The organism is Amylibacter sp. IMCC11727, from assembly GCF_029854195.1.
In the GTDB taxonomy this organism is placed as follows: domain Bacteria; phylum Pseudomonadota; class Alphaproteobacteria; order Rhodobacterales; family Rhodobacteraceae; genus Amylibacter.
Map to the genome: position 1 here is coordinate 2,653,498 of NZ_CP122960.1, position 18,957 is coordinate 2,672,454.

Genomic DNA, 18,957 nt, shown 5'->3' on the forward strand with positions numbered 1-18,957 from the left:
GTCAAGCAAAGTTTTGCGCGTGGTTGCCAAAGTAGTCCCCAGACGCAATGAACCGCGCCAGATGTGCGGCTTCTGCCATGCGGGCTTCTTCCGCGCGTGTGCCAATCATCACAACGGCATCGCTGGGCAAAGAAAGCGGGTCCAAAACTGCCCTTACAGCGGCGCGGGCTGCGGACCACCCCAGCGGCCCTTCTGCCTCGGGCGCACAGGATGCAAAGGGAACGCCTGCAACTTCGGACAATTCTCGTTGAAACCGCTTTGGTGTTTCGCCCGAAGGAGCAAAAGCCGTCAGGGTCACACGATCCAACCCACGCAATTTATCTTGCACCAGATCAGGCATCTCCAACCGTTTGCGCAGCCGCAACTGCAAGCCGTCCACCGAAAACAGAAACCCAACAATATCCCGACCAGATCCCAGCAAGATCGACGCGTATTGCGGATATTCCAGCCCCAATTCCCGCGCCCGTTTGATCCGCATACGCACCACTTCCACAGGCATCCGCTTACCGATCAGCGCGTTGCGTGACTGCGTCCAGCAGTGTTTTTGCCAGCCGCGTCCCAACCGTTTTGGTCCGCCGTTGTGTCCAATCCCCGCCATTCGCGCCTCCTATCTGCTTTACAAAACTGTTGATCCGTCCCATGCACAGATCAAGCAATCGCCGCTGTTCGTTGCAAAATCAGACGGCTCAGCCAGCATTTTGTCTAAAGTTTGAGCATTCTGATGACGTCAGTCGCACAAAATCCACGCCGCGCCGCTGTGATGATCCTTTTGGCCAGCGCCCTGTTCGCCGCCACCACCATCGTTGCAAAATACCTTGGCACCACTGAAACACCGCTGCATCCGATGCAGGTTTCCGCGGGCCGCTTCTTTTTTGCATTTCTCGCAATCACAGTATTTGCAGTGACAACCCGCCAACGGATTACAAAACCCAATCTACCGCTACATTTCGGGCGGTCCTTTCTGGGCTGGATGGGTGTGACCCTCATGTTTGCTGCTGTTGCGCGCATTCCCTTGCCCGACGCCACCGCAATCAGCTTTCTGAACCCCGTGTTTGGCATGTTCTTCGCCATTCTCATCCTAAAAGAAACAATCGGCAAATGGCGTTGGCTTGCCGCCGCTATCGCACTGTGCGGTGCGTTCATTCTGTTGCGCCCCAGTGGCAACAGCATTCAACCCGCCGCCCTTTTGGCTCTTGGTGCGGCAATGGCTATGGGGCTGGAAATCATCCTGATTAAGTTCTTGTCAGGCCGCGAAAACCCCGTGCAAATCCTCTGGCTCAACAACACCATCGGCGCGACAATTGCCTGTACCGCCGCCTTTTTTGTGTGGCAAAGCCCAAGCATGGATCAATGGATCGGGCTTGGTGCCATTGGGCTGATTATGGTCACAGGACAGGCTTTGTTTATCCAAGCCATGCGCAGCGCAGAGGCATCCTATGTTGCGCCGTTTAGCTATGCCACACTGGTGTTTGCCACCCTCTATGATTTTTTGATCTTCACCGCGCAGCCTGATGCAATTTCCATTCTTGGGGCGGCAATCATTCTGTCTGGTGCGGCCCTGCTCGCGTGGCGCGAGGCGCGAATTGCCAACAAAACCTAACAAAATGCACACGAAACTGGCAGGCCAACACCCCAAGACCAGCCGATTCGTCTTGTAACCCCTCCCCCAGACGGGATAAGGTGCAGCCTGATACAGATTACGCGATGGCCGTTGGCTGCGCACGATAAAGGAGACATCTTATGTCTTGGACAGATGACCGCGTTGAATTGCTGAAAACCATGTGGGGCGAAGGCAAATCCGCCAGCCAAATCGCCAAAGAGCTCGGCGGTGTAACCCGCAATGCTGTGATCGGCAAAGTTCACCGCTTGGGCCTGTCTAACCGTGCGACACCCGCCAAAACCGCCAAGGAAAAGCCAGCCCCGAAAGAGGCAGCCAAGCCAAAAGCCGCGCCAAAACCAGCGGCCAAACCGTCCCCAGCGGCGGAAATGGCGGAAAAGCCAGTGGCCCTGCCAGTGCGCAAACCGATCATCACGGCAGGCCAGCCTCTGCCGCCGCAGCCTTCAAATTCTGAAATCAGCGAAGAAGCCCTCGCAACAGTGGCCGAAGTTGAAAAGAAAGCGAAAAAGCTGAACCTGATGCAATTGACCGAAAAAACCTGCAAATGGCCTATCGGCGATCCAGCAACCGAAGAGTTCTGGTTCTGCGGTCTCGGCGTGCAAACAGGCAAACCTTATTGCGAAGCCCATAACGCCGTTGCTTTCCAACCGATGTCAGCACGCCGCGACCGTCGCGCACGTTAATGCCCTTACAGGCTCCGATCCCGATCCTGCGCATCTTTGATGAAGCGCGGGCGCGGGATTTCTACTTGGATTATTTGGGGTTTTCCGTTGTGTTCGAACACCGTTTTGAACCCAACACACCCATTTATATGGGAATATCACGCGGGACCTGTGTCATTCATCTGTCCGAACACAATGGCGATGGCACTCCTGGTTCGCGCATCCGCATCCCCGTGAAAGATGTTATGGCCGTTCACGAAACTCTTGACCCACACTACCGTTATGCCCGTCCAGGCTTGCAGGACCAACCCTATGGAACCCGCGAATTTTCGGTCACGGACCCTTTCGGAAATACGCTTATCTTTTCTCAGGATGTGTGATCAATCCGCTGCTCAATTGCCCGTGAAAGGCTTGACCCGAGCTGGAAAACCACCACATTTACCGCAACGACACCATAAACGCGAAAGCCATGATCAGCTACACGCTTAAATGCGAACACGACCACACATTTGACAGTTGGTTCCAATCCGCGGAAGCCTTTGACAAGCTGCTGGCTGCGGGAATGGTCACCTGTTCGGTCTGCGGTGCCCTCGGGGTGGAAAAGGCCGTGATGGCCCCACGTGTGCGCCCTGCGCGAAATGCTGCAAGCCCATCTGAACGCCCCTTGTCCGCCCCTGCATCCCCCGCCGAACAGGCGCTGGCAGAAATGCGCAAAGCCATCGAAGCCAATTCCGAAGACGTGGGTGACAATTTTGCCAAAGAAGCCCGCAAAATCCACGATGGTGACGCGCCCGAACGATCCATCATCGGGCAGGCCAAACTCGAAGACGCCAAAGCCCTGATCGAAGACGGCATTCCCGTCGCGCCCCTGCCTTGGGGCCAAAAAAAGCGCGCCAACTAACACCGTCCCTTTCCCCCGCGACCAAAACGCCCTTCCCCTTGCGCCTTATCCCGCGTAAGACGTGCCCGAACGTTTTGAAGCAGCCCAAGGGACCCTTGCATATGCCCCGCTTGGTCATGAAATTTGGCGGCACGTCCGTGGCCGATCTTGATAAGATCGCCAATGCCGCAAACAAAGTCCGACAAGAAGTCGAAAACGGCTATGAAGTCGTGGTCATCGTATCCGCCATGTCTGGCAAAACCAACGAACTGGTTGGTTGGGTCAAAGACAGCGCCCCTGAAAACGGGCTGTATGACCGCGCCGAATATGATGCGGTTGTGTCTTCTGGTGAAAACGTCACATCGGGCCTGATGGCCATGCGTCTACAAGAAATGGGCATTCCCGCGCGCAGCTGGCAAGGCTGGCAAGTGCCAGTGCAATGCACAGGCAAACACGAATCCGCACGCATTGACGCGATCCCATCTGACAATCTTGATGCGTCTTTTGCGTCAGGCTGCAAAGTCGCAGTCGTTGCAGGGTTCCAAGGCGTTATGGCCGACGGCCGTATCGCCACATTGGGGCGCGGCGGATCAGACACCACCGCCGTGGCCTTTGCCGCCGCGCTCGATGCAGAACGCTGCGACATCTACACCGACGTAGACGGCATTTACACAACCGATCCACGTATCGTGGCAGATGCACGCAAGCTGCATAAAATTTCTTACGAAGAAATGCTGGAACTGGCATCGCTCGGGGCGAAAGTCCTACAAACCCGTTCCGTTGAATTGGCCCGGTCTTACCGCGTGCGTTTGCGGGTTTTGTCCAGTTTTGAAGAAGATATCTCTGCCGAAGTCGGCACACTCGTTTGCTCAGAGGAAGAAATCATGGAAAACATCCGCGTAGTCAAAGGCGTCGCTTACTCTCGTGACGAAGCCAAAATGACCCTTGTCTCCGTCGCTGACCGCCCAGGGGTTGCTGCGGCAATCTTTGGCCCGCTGGCAGATGCAGGCGTGAACGTCGATATGATCGTGCAAAACATTTCCGAAGATGGCCGCACGGACATGACCTTCTCTTGCCCCGTCGATCACGTGCCTTTGGCACAAGCGGCAATGCAAAAAGCATCCGATGAAGGCGAGCTGAACTATCGCGATTTGATCACCGACACGAACGTTGCGAAAATCTCTATCGTTGGGAACGGTATGCGGTCGCAGGCAGGTGTGGCCAAGAAAATGTTCGAAGTTCTGGCCGCCCACCACGCCAACATTCAGGTTATCACAACCTCCGAAATTAAAATTTCTGTGCTTGTAGATCGGAAATATATGGAACTGGCCGTCCGCGCACTGCATGATGAGTTTGAACTCGCAGACGCATAGCGCATAAGGAACACTTTGGTAAAATCACGCTTAGACAGTCGGCAACTGCTCACACGGTTGCGCGACACGCTGGCAGAAGACGGCGATGGTCAGCAACGGCTCGACCACATCACTGAGCTGGTGGCGGCGGGTGTTGGGGTCGAAGTGTGTTCCATTTACCTGCGCCGTGACCGCCAAACACTGGAACTCTGCGCCACCGAAGGCCTGAAAAAAGAATCCGTTCACGTCACCCGCTTGCGGTATGGCGAAGGGCTCGTTGGGCGCGTCGCAAAAGAAGCCTCTCCTGTGAATGCGGATGACGCGACCAAGGAAAAAGGCTTCCGCTATATGCCCGAAACGGGCGAGGAAATGTATTCATCATTTCTCGGCGTGCCGATTCAACGCTTGGGCGAAGTGCTCGGCGTTTTGGTCATTCAATCCAAAGCGCAACGCAAATATTCCGAAGACGATGTCTACGCGCTCGAAGTGGTGGCCATGGTCATTGCCGAAATGAAAGAGCTCGGCGCGTTTGTCGGCGATGGGGAGGCGATGACAGCCCCACACCAACGGCCCATCATGTTTTCAGGCGCCTCTGCCCAAGAAGGCGCAGCACGGGGCAATGTTCTGTTACACGACCCCCAAATTGTTATTTCAAACCCTGTTGCAGACGATCCTGAAGCCGAAAAAATCCGCTTAAACGAAGCCATGGACAGCTTGCGCATTTCCGTGAACGACATGTTGTCCGCCACAAAAAAAGAAAGCGATGGCGAACAGCTAGAGGTGATGGAAACTTATCGCATGTTTGCCAATTCCAAAGGCTGGCGCGCACGACTCGAAGCTTCCATCGACAGCGGTTTGGCAGCCGAAGTTGCCGTTGAAAAAGAACAATCCGCCACCCGTGCCCGCATGGCCCGTGTACCCGATCCTTACTTGCGCGAACGGCTGCATGATCTGGATGACCTATCCAATCGCCTGTTGCGTATCTTAACGGGGCAAGGCCGTGCCGAAGGGGATGCCCTGCCTGAAAAGGCGGTTTTGGTTGCGCGCAATATCGGGCCAGGTGAACTGCTTGAATATGGCAAAGACCTGCGCGGCATTGTTCTGGAACAAGGATCTGTTGGCTCCCACGCTGCAATTATTGCGCGGGCTTGGGCCATTCCCATGATCATCCACGCAGACAACATCACCCGCGAAGCGTTGAATGGCGATGCGATTTTGGTGGACGGGGATCAAGGGATCGCCCATTTGCGTCCAGACGACAACGTCGCCTCTGCCTTTAACGACAAAATCGCCATGGAAAACCAAGCACAGGCACGGTTTACCGCCATTCGCGATAAACCTGCGGTGACCAAAGACGGCGTGAAAATTGATTTGTTGATGAACGCTGGTCTGCTAGCAGATTTGCCCAGTATCGACAGTTCTGGGGCCGAAGGCGTGGGCCTGTTTCGCACCGAATTGCAATTCTTAGTGCGCAATGAAATGCCCAAACGGACCGATTTGTCGCGCCAATACGCCCGCGTGATGGACAGCGCCAAAGGCAAACCTGTCACGTTTCGCACGCTTGATATCGGCTCTGACAAAGTTGTCCCCTTCCTCAAACCAGAAGACGAGCCGAACCCCGCGCTCGGCTGGCGCGCCATCCGCATTTCGCTCGATAAGCCGGGCATTATGCGCATGCAGCTCGAAGCGATCTTACGGGCGGCCCAAGGGCGTGCGGTCAACATTATGTTCCCCTTCGTGGCCCAATTCGAAGAATTCAAACAGGCCAAAGCCATGCTCGATAAAACCATCGAGAACGAGCTGCGCTTGGGTCATGTGGTGCCCGAAGACATCAAAGTGGGGGCCATGCTTGAAACCCCTTCGCTGGCGTTTGCTCCGAACCAATTCTTTGAAATGGCAGACTTTATTTCCATCGGCGGCAATGACCTGAAACAGTTTTTCTTTGCTGCAGACCGTGAAAACGAAAGGGTGCGCCGCCGCTATGATACGCTGAACGTCAGCTTTTTGACGTTTATCGAATTGATCGCGAAACGCTGCTTTGAATTTGACACGCCGGTCAGTTTTTGTGGCGAAGACGCGGGCCGCCCACTCGAAGCGATGTGTTTTGCGGCCATGGGGTTGCGCACTTTGTCGATGCGTCCTGCCTCCATCGGGCCCGTCAAAGATCGCTTGATGACGGTGGATTTGGCCGCTGCAAAAGACGCGATTGACACCGCGCGATTGTCAGGGGTTCAATCCGTGCGCGATGACATCCGCAAGTGGTACACAGACACCTATCGCTGAAGCAGAGCTTTGGCTGCCGCTTCGGCCTCGGGCGTGATGACATCCCCTGCCAACATCCGCGCAATTTCCGTTGTGCGTTGATCCACATCCAGTTTTGCAACAGTGGAAATCGTAACCCCTTTGGTCACAGATTTAGAAACCTGCCACTGATGCGCCCCTTGCGCGGCCACTTGCGGGGAATGAGTCACAACCAAAATCTGCGCCTGTTCGGCCAATGCCGCCAATCGACGCCCAACCGCATCTGCGGTGGCTCCGCCCACGCCTCGGTCAATCTCGTCAAAGATCAGGGTCACACCTTCGTTTTGGCGGGTTAAACACACTTTCAACGCCAACAGAAACCGCGATAATTCCCCACCCGACGCGATTTTTTCAATCGGTCCAGATGGCGCCCCTGGGTTCGTAGCAACGGTAAACGCAACGCCGTCGCGCCCGTCTGGCCCGGCCCCCACATCTGTCATTTCAGTGGTGAAAACAGCACGTTCCATTTTCAACGGTTTCAATTCCGAAGCCATTGATTTATCGAGCTTTCCTGCCGCCTTGGCCCGCGCGGTCGTCAACTTATCCGCAATACCGTTATATACATCCTTGGCCGCCGCCAATTCCGATTCCAACGCAACAATCTGATCCGCCCCTGTATCAATGGCTTGCAATCGCGTGCGCAAATCATCGGCAAACTCCGCCAATGTGTCAGGCAGTACATTGTGCTTACGCGCCAGATCGCGGATCGCAAACAATCGCTCTTCTGTGGCTTCCAATTCCAGCGGGTTAAAATCCAACGCTTGCAGACAATCTTCCACACCGCGTTGCGCATCTGACAATTCCGATGCTGCCCGTGACAGGGCGGCAATGGGGCTTTCTAATCGCCCCTCGGCTGCATCGGCTGCCCCTTCAAGCCAGCGCATCGCATCCATCATCGCCCCTTCGGCAGCATCGGCCCCTAGCGCATTTGCCGCCTTGGCAATGTCTTCACGCACACGCTCTGCGCCCTGCATCAAACGCCGCTTTGCATCCAGCGCCACTTCTTCACCGGCCTCAGGCGACAGATCGTCCAGTTCTTTTACCGCATGACGCAGAAAATCCGCGTCCTTTTGTGCCTCTTCCAGCGCCGCTTTTGCTGCGTCCAACGTGCTTTGCGCTTTGCGCACAGCGGACCACGCTTTGCGCACAGGCCCAAGGTTCACACCCGCAAACGCATCCAGCAGCGCCAAATGCCCTTTGGCATTCAGTAATCCGCGATCATCATGCTGTCCGTGTAACTCCACCAACGTGTCAGACAAGGCGCGCAACACTTCACCAGACACGCGGCGATCATTCACAAATGCGGTCTTACGCCCATCAGGTGTGTTGGTTCGACGCAGGATTAACTCATTGTCTTCAATGCTGAAATCATGATCCGCTAGCACAGCCGCAGCAGGATGACCCTCGGCAATATCAAACACCGCTGTCACTTCGCCTTGGTCTGCACCCTTACGCACCAAATCCGCGCGGCCCCGCCAGCCCAGAACAAATCCCAAACTGTCCAATAGGATGGATTTACCCGCGCCGGTTTCCCCGGTCAGCACGTTCAAACCCGACTGGAACTCTAGGTCCAATCGGTCGATCAGCAGCATGTTTCGGATGTATAGGCCACGCAGCATTTGCGGTTACAGCCACTCGCCCCGCGCGACCTGACGCCAGATTTTCTTCAGCCAACCTTGGCTTGCATCATTCGCTTCATCTGTGGAAATGCCTTTGCCCGTCAACAGCACGAAAGTGTCGTTATACCAATCCGTACCCTTGAAGTTGTGGCCCAGAATCGCACCCGCAGTTTGCGCATCTGCATTCAAACCCAGCGACACATAGGCTTCGACCAAACGGTGCAAGGCTTCGGGTGTGTGCGTTGTGGTTTGGAAATCCTCCACCACCACGCGGAACCGGTTAATCGCAGCACCAAAGTGCCCTTGTTTAAGGTAGAAACGACCGATAGCCATTTCTTTACCTGCCAAGTGATCCAGCGCCAGATCAAATTTCAACAACGCGGATGACGCGTATTCACTGTCAGGATACCGTTCAACTGTTGTACGCAGGGCTTGCAATGCTTGGAACGTAATCCCCTGATCGCGGCTCACATCGTCAATCTGGTCGTAAAAGCTCAGCGCAATCAGATACTGCGCATAGGCCGCATCTTCGTCTGCTGGGTAAAAATCCAAATACCGCTGCGCTGCGCCACGGCTCTCTTCATAAAGTTTGGCCTGATGATACGCAAATGCGGACATGATGATCGACCGTTTCGCCCATTCAGAATAGGGGTAAAGTCGCTCAACCTCGGTGAACAGGACGGCGGCATCTTCTGCGCCACGGCGTTGTGTCAGCTTTGCTTCGGCCTGCTGAAAGATTTGCTCAGGCGGCGTGTTTTCTAGCGTGACTTCTTCTTCCTGCGCGAAACGCCCACAACCAGCCGTGAACAAAACAGTGCCAGCCACTGCGCCCAGTACAATACGTTTTGCAAAAGAAGCCATTACTGCATCACCCTAATTCGCTGGCCCAACCATAGGCCGCAATTTGGCAGTTAACTAGCACAAAATGACCAAAGGAAAAACGGTTTCGCACGGTAAAGGCATAACTTTTATCCTATGCCTTTGATCGTATCACGCGTGAACGAAATCTGACGGTTTGATATGCGCACCTGGCAGGTCATTCCACTGCTCTGATGTGACGTCGATCATTTCCCACGCATCTGGATTCGCGAACAATTCACGCAGCAACAGATTGGTGGCGCGGTGGCCCGCTTTTTCGCCAACATACCGCCCAATAATCGGGCTGCCAGCCAGTGCCAGATCACCCAACGCATCGAGCATTTTGTGGCGAACACATTCGTCGGCACGGCGGAACCCTTCGGGGTTCAAAACATCTGCACCATCCACAACGATGGCGTTTTCCAACCCACCACCAAGCGCAAGGCCAGCAGATTGCATCATATCCACGTCACGACGACGACAGAAAGTACGGCAATTGCTCAATTCGCGCACAAACGCGCCATTGGACATTTTAAGGGATTTTGACTGCTGCCCGATGGCCGCTTCGTCAAAATCAATTTCAAATTCGATTTCAATGCTATCCGCAGGGGACAAGGTGGCAGTGAACCCGTCAACGGCAATGGTCACATCTTTCAAAATGCGGATCGCCCGCAGCGGCGCGTCTTGTTCTTGCAAGCCCGCCTTCAGGATTGCCGCAACGAATGGGGCAGAGCTGCCATCCATGATCGGGATTTCTGGGCCGTCAATTTCGATAAGTGCGTTGTGAATGCCTGTGCCAGCCAGTGCGGCCATCAGGTGTTCCACGGTGGACACTTCGGTCCCTGCATCATTTGCAAGACGGGTACACAGCTGTGTGTCGTTCACATGATCGTACAACGCTGGGATCAGGTTGTCGCGATCTGTTACATCCACGCGACGCATCCAAATGCCGTATTCAGCCGAAGCAGGCAAAACGCGCAAAACGGCTCGTTTACCAGAATGCAGGCCCTTGCCTACTATTTCGATCGGTTGTTTTAAGGTTCTTTGCATAACGCACCCATGCTTTTGCTTGCTCTGATAAATAAGCAAAGCAAGGCGCAATCTCAATTCACGCTTTATGACCGAATGTGACAGCCCAGAAACAAAAAGGGCGTGTCTGTAACACGCCCTTTTTCAATACTTATGTCGGAATTATCGGATCAGTTCGCCTGACGCCGTAAAAACGCTGGAATTTCAATGCGCTCCTGCTCTGGATCCACTTGATCCTCGGCCATGTCAGCGGATTGTGAAACAGGTGGCTGTTCACGGTGCGCGGTTTCCTGCGTATCGCCGTGGCCTGTCATGCGTGAAATCAGGCTGTTCAAGCGGAAGCCTTTTGGCTTTTCTGCCTGTGCAGAACCGGCAAAGAACTTTGGTGTTTCCGCGCGTGTCTCTTCAACACGAGGCGCCTTGGACACCGCAGCGTCCAATCGCGCCAGTGTTGATGCACTTGGTTGGCCCACTTCTGCTTGCGCTGGGGCCGCCGCGTATTCTGTTTGACGATCAAAGAAGCTTTCAGTGGCCTCCACAGTTTCAACCGCAGCGGGTTGTGGCTGATAGGCAGGCGCTGGCAATCCATCGTCTGTTGTCAGTTCCGCAGCCACTGGTGCTGGTTCCGCAGGTGTTTCCACTGTCATTGCTTCAAACAGGCTCGGCTCTGCCACTGTTTCAGCAACGGCCTCAACTTCGGCCACTGGCTCTGCTTCTGGTGTTGCTGCTGCAACTGGCTCTGCCACTGGCGCAGGCGCTGCTTCTTCAACAGGCGCGGTCAATTCTGTGCCCGCTGGCAGCGGCTCTTTCAAGCTGCGGCGCGGCACTGGAATATCTGCGGCACCTTCAATGGCGTCGATACCTGTTGCCACAACGGAAACGCGCATAATAGCTTCCAAAGATGGGTCCATCGTAGACCCAACAATGATGTTGGCCTCTGGGTCCACTTCTTCGCGAATGCGGTTTGCCGCTTCGTCCAGTTCGAACAACGTCAGATCGCTGCCGCCTGTGATGTTGATCAGAACACCGCGCGCCCCTTGCAAGGAAATCTCGTCGAGCAGTGGGTTGGCGATGGCTTTTTCTGCCGCTTGGATCGCACGATCTTCGCCAGATGCTTCGCCTGTACCCATCATCGCCTTGCCCATTTCATCCATAACGGAGCGAATGTCAGCAAAGTCGAGGTTGATAATACCAGGGCGCACCATCAGGTCTGTCACACCTTTAACACCTTGATACAGCACATCATCTGCAAGGCTGAAGGCCTCTGTAAATGTTGTCTGCTCGTTTGCGATGCGGAACAGGTTCTGGTTCGGAATGATGATCAGCGTATCCACAACCTTTTGCAGCGCCTCAACGCCTTCGGTTGCTTGGCGCATACGACGGGAGCCTTCAAATTGGAACGGCTTGGTAACAACACCAACGGTCAGAATGCCCAGCTCGCGTGCAGCTTGTGCAACGATTGGCGCACCACCAGTGCCTGTGCCGCCACCCATACCGGCTGTGATGAAACACATGTGCGATCCGACAAGGTGATCCACAATCGCTTCGATGCTTTCTTCTGCGGCAGCCGCACCAACGGCTGGCCGTGCGCCTGCACCCAAACCTTCGGTGATTTTCTCACCCAATTGGATTTTCGACGTCGCCTTGGCGGATTGCAATGCCTGCGCATCTGTGTTCGCAACCACGAAATCCACGCCATCCAGCGCTTTGTCGATCATGTTGTTTACAGCGTTACCGCCAGCACCACCGATACCAAACACTGTGATACGTGGTTTCAAATCTACCATTTCTGGCATGCGCAAGTTCAATGTCATGTTTAATCCGCCTGTATTTTTTTGCTCTCGCCGCCTTAAGACGGTCGTATTTGCCCTGATTCGGTATGCTAAACGACTGATTCGCGAACGTCACGAAAAATCGTAGAATCACCAAGATTTATTGTACTCATTACACAGGTTCAGCAAGGTTTCGCCCACCAAACCACATGTCGTTTACCAGTTATCTTTAAACCACCGCATGGCGCGTTTCAGCGGCTGAACACCGTGACCTGCAACAGGCAGATTGAAATCCCAACACTCGTCTTGCGGGTGCGCAGCATGCAACGCCAAACCCACGGATGACGCAAAGGCTGGACCCGTTGCTGCCTGTGGAAGCCCTTGAATTCGCAGCGGTTTTCCCAACCGCACTTGCTGTCCCAGAATGCGGCTCGCCAGCCCTTCCAACCCTGGAATTTGGCTGCCACCCCCTGTCAAAACAATCCGTTGTCCTGGCAAATGGTCAAACCCAGCACCGTCCAAACGGGCGCGCACTTCTTCCAAAATTTCCTCAACTCTTGGGCGCATAACGCCAATCAGCTCGGATCGGCTGATGCGGCGACGGTCGTGATCGAAATCACCCGTGTCCCCACCAATTTCGATCATATCGCGATCATCCATCCCCGTGGCCATCACACCACCATGAAAGGTCTTAATCCGCTCTGCCGTGGTTGTGGCCACCTGCAAACCCTGACTGATGTCAGACGTCACAAGATCCCCGCCCATGCGCACGCTATCGGCAAAAATCATGTGTTTCTTCAGGAAAATAGAAACCGTTGTGGCCCCGCCGCCAAAATCAATGCAGGCTCCGCCCAACTCTTGTTCGTCTTCCACCAGCGCAGACACACCCGAAACATAGGCGGATGATGCGAAACCAGCCAATTCCAGATCGCACCGCTTGATACACTTCAGCAGGTTTTCAACCGCGCCTGTGTTCACCGTCAACAGGTGCATATCCACAGACAGACGATTGCCAATCTGACCACGCGGATCAGACAAGCCAGACCGATGATCGAGCGCAAAGTTCACTGGCATCGCGTGAACCGCTTCACGGCCTTGCCCGTAATCGGGCACATCACATTCGGCCAAAACACGCCCAATGTCGTAATCCATCACCGACCCGTTTTCCAACTGCACAGTGCCCGTCACGCCATAGCTGCGCGGTTCGGCCCCTGACATACACGCAATCACGTGATCGACACGGGTATTCGCCATCTTTTGTGCCGCTTGCACTGCGGTGCGAATGGCCCGTTCGGTTTCTTCCATTGTGCTGACTTCGCCAAACCGTACACCGCGCGACCGCGTTGTGGCCACGCCAATCACACGGAATGCGCCGTGGCTCGCCATGGCGGACATGCCTTCTTGGGCGTTCATCTGAACAGAAGGATCAAACTGCAAAATCATGCAGGCAATCTTGGCCGTGCCCACGTCCAAAATCGCAACCACTCCCCGTTGCAGGGCCGCGCGGCGGCGTTGTCTCATGGCGCGTTGTGTTTCGTATAAATGTGTCATGCTATGTCTCGTCTTCCCCATCAGCTATGGCCCGCAACCGATACAGCTCGTCGACTGCTGGCACGGATAATCTAAGGACAGGTCTGCGCCCATCTCTCATATCTACTACTGTTACATCCCGTCCCAACACATCGCGCGCACTGTGTAATGCGATGACGCGCTCAAGCGCTGGAACTGGGTCCTTAACGGGCAATTGGATGATTTGTTGGCGATCCAACATGACATCCCAGCGTCGCTCGCCCATGCGACGCAATCCTCTGACACGATCTGCAATCGGTTTTGCAGCCGCCAAAATCTCCAGCGCTTCTTCGGCCTTGGCCTGCGCACCATCCCCAATGATCAGCGGCAACCCGTGATACCCTTCACGGCTCACCAAAATACCCGCGCGTTCGCCAACGGGATCAACCAATTCCAAATGGCTTGGCCCCCGCCAAACCAGTGCAGGTGCGCGTTCGTTGATCTGCACCTCTAAAATGCCGTCACGCAAATACACATCCGCGTTTTTAACCGCATCGACAGCTTCGATACGGGTTTTCAACGCCGCCAAATCCAACCGCATAGAACTGACTGGAAATTCCATCGGCACAGCCTCGCGCACCTGTTCTGAAACAACTGTGCTGGCCCCTTTGATCTGCATCAGATTGACCGCAAATTCAGGGCGTTCTTCGATCATGCTCTTGGCGTTTGTAATGCTCTGCGCCAATTGCAGCTGTGTTTGTTCCTGCGCAAAATAATTCGCGGTAAATCCAACCACCAACATCAACGGAACCCCTGTACGGATCAGGGATTTATACATCGGCGTCAGCCAAATTCGCTCTAGGCGGTACTTGATGCGGCTTGGGCTGTAATCATGCCCACTTTTGGGGGCAGGCGCAGGACCAAAGCGTTCACGCAGATCGTCTATCGCTGACATGACGCATCCTCCGTGATCCAAGTGACCAATTCACCAAAGGAAATCCCCGCATGTTCCGCCTGCTCAGGCGCAAGCGATGTTGGCGTAAATCCGGGTTGTGTGTTCACCTCAAGGATAATCAACCCATCAAGCCCCTTGCTTTCGTCCCACCGAAAATCAGTCCGCGTCAGCCCACGACAGCCAAGCGCGTTGTGCGCGCGCAATGCGTATTCCAAACAAGCATCGAAAATCTCGGTCGGGATGTTGGCAGGGATTTCATGACGTGACCCGCCTGCCTTATATTTGGCGTCATAATCGTACCAGCCATCAGTGATGATATCTGTCACACCAAGGGCACGATCCCCCATCACCGCCGTGGTCATTTCACGGCCGGGGGCGAATGCCTCAACCATCACGATCTCTGGCATGTCGTCATCTAACTTCGCGGGGCCGTTGGCGTTTTCATCCACCAGATACACCCCAACGGAGGACCCTTCATTGAACGGCTTAATCACATAAGGCGGCTGCATCGGGTGTGCTGCCATTGCATCGGCTTTGGACACCAACATGCTGTCCATCATCGGCAAACCTGCCATGCGCAACACGTCTTTGGATTTCTCTTTGTCCATGGCCAGCGCAGAGGAAAACACGCCAGAATGCGTGTAAGGAATCTGCAACCATTCAAGCAAACCTTGAACGCAGCCATCTTCGCCCCAACGACCGTGCAAAGAATTGTAAACCACATCGGGATTGGACGCGCGCAAATCAGCCACCAGATCAGGACCCGCGTCCACCTCTGTGACCTCATACCCTTCTGCGCGCAATGCTTTACAAACTTCCGCAGCTGACGCCAGAGACACCTCTCGCTCAGCCGACGGGCCGCCTTTTAACACTGTTACGCGATGGAATGCCCTGCTCGACATTGCTCCGCCTCGTCTGTTACCCTCGGCCCTTATGGGCTCTGCGGGCGTTTATTAGATCGTCTTACGCGATCCATACCGCTTACGTCTGCGCGCCAGCTTTGCCAACCCGCATAATTTCCCACTCTAGGGATATTCCGCTGTTTTCCAAAACCTTTTTTCGCACCAACTCGCCTAAATTTTCTAAATCTGCGGCAGATGCGCCACCCTTGTTGATCAAAAAGTTGGAATGCATCTCGCTCATTTGCGCCCCGCCGATGGATGCGCCGCGCATTCCCGCATCGTCGATGACCTTCCATGCCTTCAGATCATGCACGTCATCCGCTTGCCCTGTGGATGAATACCCTGCAGGGTTGCGAAATGTTGATCCACAAGACCGCTCTTTCGTCGGCTGCGTCGCCTCCCGCTTGGCCAGTGCATCTTCCATCTTCGCTTCAATCTCTGCTGGATCACCCGCCGTGCCCTGCAAAACCACAGAGGTAAGGATCACGCCCTCTGGCAAAGTGGTGGAACGGTACGCAAACCCCATATCTTCTTTGCTTAGCGTAATAACCTCGCCCTGCCGCGTTACAGCCTCTGCCTCGACGAACACATCCGCCGTATACACTCCGTAACAGCCCGCGTTCATCTTCGCTGCGCCACCTATGGCCCCAGGAATAGTCCGCAGAAACGCCAAATCCGTGCCCGCCTGCGCCGCCTTACGCGCCACATGCGCATCGAGCGCACCAACACCAGCCCGCACGCGATTGCCCTCAAGCTGTTCAATGCTATTGAAACCTCGGCCAAAGCGGATCACCACACCATCCAGCCCCCCATCACGGATAATCAGGTTCGAACACACGCCGATGGGAAACACAGGAACGCTCGGATCAAGACCGCGCAAAAACCCCTGCAAATCCTCCATATCCGCAGGCGTAAACAACACCTGCGCTGGGCCACCCACACGCAGCCAACTCAGCCCCGACATATCGTGATCAAACGACAACGTGCCGCGCACGTCTGGTAAGTTTAGGTCAGTCATCTTTCGGCTCACTCTGAAAATTCGTCTTTTCAAACGGGTCTTTGGGGATCGGCACACCAATCTTTCGCAACCCCATACGCCCGATGTAATAAAACGGCCAGCGCATTATGGACCCAACACCCAGCACAAACATAATGGCAAGAAACGGGTTCCCTGCAATCCACAGATACGGGATTAAGGGGAACAGCAGGATCAACAACAACAGCGCAAAAGGCGGATGATACGGACGGGGCAAAAACGCAACGATGCTGCCTATGACAATCCAAATCGCCGCAAACACCACCGCCGAAAAAAGCCCGATTTCAAACACCCTGCCAGTCCCTATTTGTAAAAATCAAATTTAGGCCCTTCAAACGGGTCACCATTCATCTTGGCCCGTATGAACCGCCCAAGATAGACAATCGGCCAGCGCAACAGCGATGCCACCCCGCCCAGAAACATCACACACAAAAACGGATTGCCCGCAATCCACAGATACGGCACCAGCGGGATCAACAGCAGCATCAGTAAAAACGCACCTGGCGGAATAAACTGTTTGGGCGACAGCGCAATCACGGTCCCCTTCCCGATCCACGCCGCCGCAAAAATAACGGCTGTTGTCAGCCCGACCTCCATCAAGGGCCGCCCAGTGTGATACGCAAATGCTTTGACGGCGAGCATTGGACGAATTCGCGTTCAACATGACCTAACATGTCACGTTGCCCTGAAAATTCCACACGCGCACGCGCCTCTTCAAAAGACAACCACTCAAACGCGGTATGTTCGGCATTCAGCACCACCTGCGCGCCAGCCCCAACAAACCCCACGAAAACAGGCAAAATGCTGATGCAATCGCGGTCGGCTTCATAAAACTGCTCGCAGAAATCGGCACTGTAAAACCGTTCTGGCACCAACCCCGTTTCCTCTTTGATTTCACGCAAAGCCGCATGCCATGCGGTTTCACCCGCTTCGATCTTACCCGCCACTTGGCACCAAGCGCCCACCAGCGTATCGGCGCGGCGCATCAACAGAACCTGAGGTGTTTCACCTTCATGCCGTATCAAAACCGCAGAAACAGCAAAGGATCTGATGGGCAATTCGGGCATTTAGCCCAATGCTTTCGGCAAATTGTTGGCCCAGGCACTAATTGTACCCGCCCCCAAGCAGACCAACAGGTCCCCTGGGCCACAATGCTCGCGCACGAATTGCTGCAACGCGGCCTCGTCTGCCACTGCTACAGCCTGCCTATGGCCATGGGCTGTTAAACCCGCCACCAAACTGTCCCGATCTGCGCCTTCAATCGGGTTTTCACCCGCAGCATAGATATCGGTAATTCCCACAATATCCGCGTCGTTGAAACACGAACAAAACTCTTCGAACAAATCGCTCAGCCGTGAATAACGGTGTGGTTGATGCACCGCGATCACGCGCCCTTTGGTGGCCTGCTTGGCCGCAGACAACACCGCCGTAATTTCCACAGGGTGGTGCGCGTAATCATCAATGATCGTTACGCCCTCAACCTCACCCACACGGGTAAAGCGGCGGTTGACGCCACCGAAATTCTTCAGCGCATCGCGGATTTCATCCACTTTCATGCCCAAATGCCGTGCCACCGCAATGGATGCCAGCGCATTCGATACATTGTGATCACCCGGCATTGGCAGAACCATATCGGGCATTTCAACACCCTCGCCCTGCAAGAACACATCGAAATACGCCTGCCCGTTTTCATAGCGTAAATTGTCCGCCCGCACATCCGCCTGACGGTTAAAGCCATAGGTCACAACACGCCGATCCCCCACACGCCCAACCAGCGCCTGCACCTCTGGATGATCCGTGTTGCAGATCGCCACGCCATAAAACGGAATGTTCGAAACAAACGTGTGAAACGCCTCGCGCAGCACATCAAATGTGCCGTAATGTTCCATATGTTCTGGATCAATATTGGTCACAACGGCAATGGTCGCGGGCAACCGATTGAACGTACCGTCGCTCTCGTCCGCTTCTACAACCATCCATTCGCCATCGCCCATCCGCGCGTTTGATCCATAGGCATGAATGATCCCGCCGTTGATCACCGTGGGGTCAATTCCCCCCGCATCCAACAACGTGGCCACCATCGTGGTCGTCGTGGTTTTGCCATGCGTCCCCGCAATCGCCACGTTCGATTTCAATCGCATCAGTTCGGCCAGCATTTCCGCACGCCGCACAATCGGCAAGCCTCGCGCCCGCGCCGAGTCCAGCTCTGGATTGCCAGGTTTAATCGCAGATGAAATCACCACAACTTCGGCATCTTCCAGATTTTCAGCCATCTGCGGAAACGAAATCCGTGCGCCCATGTCGGCCAAACGATCTGTGATCTTTGATGGCTTCAAATCGGACCCTTGCACCGTATAGCCGTGATTGATCAGAACCTCGGCAATGCCAGACATCCCAATACCGCCGATACCCACAAAATGGATCGGCCCGAGCTGTGTTGGAAGTTTGGTTGCCGCGTTCATTT

General features: G+C 54.8%; 19 protein-coding genes. 6 read left to right on the plus strand and 13 right to left on the minus strand.

The window, feature by feature from the left end; genetic code table 11:
- Position 1: 1 nt before the first annotated feature.
- Positions 2 to 598 carry a hypothetical protein gene (locus QBD29_RS13415; protein WP_280098599.1) on the minus strand — a complete coding sequence of 199 codons (597 nt, stop codon included), beginning with the start codon at positions 596 to 598 and terminating at the stop codon, positions 2 to 4.
- 123 nt (positions 599 to 721) lie between these two features.
- Between QBD29_RS13415 and QBD29_RS13420 the strand changes: the two genes are divergently transcribed.
- From QBD29_RS13420 to ptsP, 6 genes are all read left to right on the plus strand, one after another.
- Positions 722 to 1,600 (plus strand): DMT family transporter, encoded by an 879-nt coding sequence (locus QBD29_RS13420; RefSeq protein WP_280098600.1) that lies wholly within the window; start codon positions 722 to 724, stop codon positions 1,598 to 1,600.
- A 140-nt stretch (positions 1,601 to 1,740) separates the two neighbouring features.
- Positions 1,741 to 2,301, plus strand: coding sequence for a GcrA family cell cycle regulator (locus tag QBD29_RS13425; protein WP_280098601.1), 561 nt, complete (start codon positions 1,741 to 1,743; stop codon positions 2,299 to 2,301).
- Positions 2,301 to 2,660, plus strand: coding sequence for a glyoxalase superfamily protein (locus tag QBD29_RS13430; RefSeq protein WP_280098602.1), 360 nt, complete (start codon positions 2,301 to 2,303; stop codon positions 2,658 to 2,660). Before QBD29_RS13425 ends, QBD29_RS13430 begins: the two co-directional genes overlap by 1 nt.
- Before the next feature lie 89 nt (positions 2,661 to 2,749).
- Complete coding sequence (locus tag QBD29_RS13435) at positions 2,750 to 3,181, plus strand: DUF1178 family protein (protein WP_280098603.1); 432 nt, start codon at positions 2,750 to 2,752, stop codon at positions 3,179 to 3,181.
- A 101-nt stretch (positions 3,182 to 3,282) separates the two neighbouring features.
- On the plus strand, positions 3,283 to 4,533 hold the full coding sequence (locus QBD29_RS13440) for an aspartate kinase (protein ID WP_280098604.1): 1,251 nt from the start codon (positions 3,283 to 3,285) through the stop codon (positions 4,531 to 4,533).
- A 15-nt stretch (positions 4,534 to 4,548) separates the two neighbouring features.
- Complete coding sequence (gene ptsP / locus QBD29_RS13445; protein ID WP_280098605.1) at positions 4,549 to 6,795, plus strand: phosphoenolpyruvate--protein phosphotransferase; 2,247 nt, start codon at positions 4,549 to 4,551, stop codon at positions 6,793 to 6,795.
- Here ptsP and recN read toward each other — a convergent pair.
- The 12 genes from recN to murC all read right to left on the minus strand — a co-directional run bounded on the left by recN (position 6,786) and on the right by murC (position 18,955).
- Complete coding sequence (gene recN, locus QBD29_RS13450; RefSeq protein ID WP_280098606.1) at positions 6,786 to 8,432, minus strand: DNA repair protein RecN; 1,647 nt, start codon at positions 8,430 to 8,432, stop codon at positions 6,786 to 6,788. The genes ptsP and recN overlap by 10 nt on opposite strands.
- Positions 8,433 to 8,438: 6 nt before the next feature.
- Complete coding sequence (locus tag QBD29_RS13455) at positions 8,439 to 9,293, minus strand: outer membrane protein assembly factor BamD (protein WP_280098607.1); 855 nt, start codon at positions 9,291 to 9,293, stop codon at positions 8,439 to 8,441.
- 129 nt (positions 9,294 to 9,422) lie between these two features.
- A complete protein-coding gene (gene lpxC / locus QBD29_RS13460) occupies positions 9,423 to 10,340 on the minus strand; it encodes a UDP-3-O-acyl-N-acetylglucosamine deacetylase (RefSeq protein WP_280098608.1) in 918 nt (305 codons plus the stop codon).
- A gap of 149 nt (positions 10,341 to 10,489) precedes the next feature.
- Entirely contained in the window at positions 10,490 to 12,133 is a 1,644-nt protein-coding gene (ftsZ, locus tag QBD29_RS13465; RefSeq protein ID WP_280098609.1) for a cell division protein FtsZ, read from the minus strand.
- A 174-nt stretch (positions 12,134 to 12,307) separates the two neighbouring features.
- Complete coding sequence (ftsA, locus tag QBD29_RS13470; protein ID WP_280098610.1) at positions 12,308 to 13,642, minus strand: cell division protein FtsA; 1,335 nt, start codon at positions 13,640 to 13,642, stop codon at positions 12,308 to 12,310.
- A 1-nt stretch (position 13,643) separates the two neighbouring features.
- Positions 13,644 to 14,555 carry a cell division protein FtsQ/DivIB gene (locus QBD29_RS13475; protein WP_280098611.1) on the minus strand — a complete coding sequence of 304 codons (912 nt, stop codon included), beginning with the start codon at positions 14,553 to 14,555 and terminating at the stop codon, positions 13,644 to 13,646.
- Complete coding sequence (locus QBD29_RS13480; RefSeq protein ID WP_280098612.1) at positions 14,543 to 15,457, minus strand: D-alanine--D-alanine ligase; 915 nt, start codon at positions 15,455 to 15,457, stop codon at positions 14,543 to 14,545. Before QBD29_RS13480 ends, QBD29_RS13475 begins: the two co-directional genes overlap by 13 nt.
- A 79-nt stretch (positions 15,458 to 15,536) precedes the next feature.
- Positions 15,537 to 16,475: a UDP-N-acetylmuramate dehydrogenase gene (gene murB, locus QBD29_RS13485; RefSeq protein WP_280098613.1), complete on the minus strand. Its 939-nt coding sequence runs from the start codon at positions 16,473 to 16,475 to the stop codon at positions 15,537 to 15,539.
- Positions 16,468 to 16,785, minus strand: a complete 318-nt coding sequence (locus QBD29_RS13490) for a DUF2484 family protein (RefSeq protein ID WP_280098614.1) — start codon at positions 16,783 to 16,785, stop codon at positions 16,468 to 16,470. Before QBD29_RS13490 ends, murB begins: the two co-directional genes overlap by 8 nt.
- Positions 16,786 to 16,796: 11 nt before the next feature.
- Positions 16,797 to 17,090 (minus strand): DUF2484 family protein, encoded by a 294-nt coding sequence (locus QBD29_RS13495; RefSeq protein WP_280098615.1) that lies wholly within the window; start codon positions 17,088 to 17,090, stop codon positions 16,797 to 16,799.
- Positions 17,090 to 17,560: an NUDIX domain-containing protein gene (locus QBD29_RS13500; protein WP_280098616.1), complete on the minus strand. Its 471-nt coding sequence runs from the start codon at positions 17,558 to 17,560 to the stop codon at positions 17,090 to 17,092. The genes QBD29_RS13495 and QBD29_RS13500 overlap by 1 nt, the downstream gene beginning before the upstream one ends.
- Positions 17,561 to 18,955 carry a UDP-N-acetylmuramate--L-alanine ligase gene (gene murC / locus QBD29_RS13505; protein ID WP_280098617.1) on the minus strand — a complete coding sequence of 465 codons (1,395 nt, stop codon included), beginning with the start codon at positions 18,953 to 18,955 and terminating at the stop codon, positions 17,561 to 17,563. It lies immediately after the preceding gene.
- Between the last annotated feature and the right edge of the window lie 2 nt (positions 18,956 to 18,957).

Excerpts from the sequence above, each read along its gene's own strand:
- QBD29_RS13480 (WP_280098612.1), bottom strand. The coding sequence starts at position 15,457 with ATGTCGAGCAGGGCATTCCATCGCGTAACAGTGTTAAAAGGCGGCCCG.
- QBD29_RS13500 (WP_280098616.1), bottom strand. The coding sequence starts at position 17,560 with ATGCCCGAATTGCCCATCAGATCCTTTGCTGTTTCTGCGGTTTTGATA.
- recN (WP_280098606.1), bottom strand. The coding sequence starts at position 8,432 with ATGCTGCGTGGCCTATACATCCGAAACATGCTGCTGATCGACCGATTG.
- murC (WP_280098617.1), bottom strand. The coding sequence starts at position 18,955 with ATGAACGCGGCAACCAAACTTCCAACACAGCTCGGGCCGATCCATTTT.
- ftsZ (WP_280098609.1), bottom strand. The coding sequence starts at position 12,133 with ATGACATTGAACTTGCGCATGCCAGAAATGGTAGATTTGAAACCACGT.
- QBD29_RS13475 (WP_280098611.1), bottom strand. The coding sequence starts at position 14,555 with ATGTCAGCGATAGACGATCTGCGTGAACGCTTTGGTCCTGCGCCTGCC.
- QBD29_RS13420 (WP_280098600.1), top strand. The coding sequence starts at position 722 with ATGACGTCAGTCGCACAAAATCCACGCCGCGCCGCTGTGATGATCCTT.
- murB (WP_280098613.1), bottom strand. The coding sequence starts at position 16,475 with ATGACTGACCTAAACTTACCAGACGTGCGCGGCACGTTGTCGTTTGAT.
- QBD29_RS13455 (WP_280098607.1), bottom strand. The coding sequence starts at position 9,293 with ATGGCTTCTTTTGCAAAACGTATTGTACTGGGCGCAGTGGCTGGCACT.
- ftsA (WP_280098610.1), bottom strand. The coding sequence starts at position 13,642 with ATGACACATTTATACGAAACACAACGCGCCATGAGACAACGCCGCCGC.
- QBD29_RS13425 (WP_280098601.1), top strand. The coding sequence starts at position 1,741 with ATGTCTTGGACAGATGACCGCGTTGAATTGCTGAAAACCATGTGGGGC.
- lpxC (WP_280098608.1), bottom strand. The coding sequence starts at position 10,340 with ATGCAAAGAACCTTAAAACAACCGATCGAAATAGTAGGCAAGGGCCTG.
- QBD29_RS13495 (WP_280098615.1), bottom strand. The coding sequence starts at position 17,090 with ATGGAGGTCGGGCTGACAACAGCCGTTATTTTTGCGGCGGCGTGGATC.
- QBD29_RS13440 (WP_280098604.1), top strand. The coding sequence starts at position 3,283 with ATGCCCCGCTTGGTCATGAAATTTGGCGGCACGTCCGTGGCCGATCTT.
- QBD29_RS13435 (WP_280098603.1), top strand. The coding sequence starts at position 2,750 with ATGATCAGCTACACGCTTAAATGCGAACACGACCACACATTTGACAGT.
- QBD29_RS13430 (WP_280098602.1), top strand. The coding sequence starts at position 2,301 with ATGCCCTTACAGGCTCCGATCCCGATCCTGCGCATCTTTGATGAAGCG.
- QBD29_RS13415 (WP_280098599.1), bottom strand. The coding sequence starts at position 598 with ATGGCGGGGATTGGACACAACGGCGGACCAAAACGGTTGGGACGCGGC.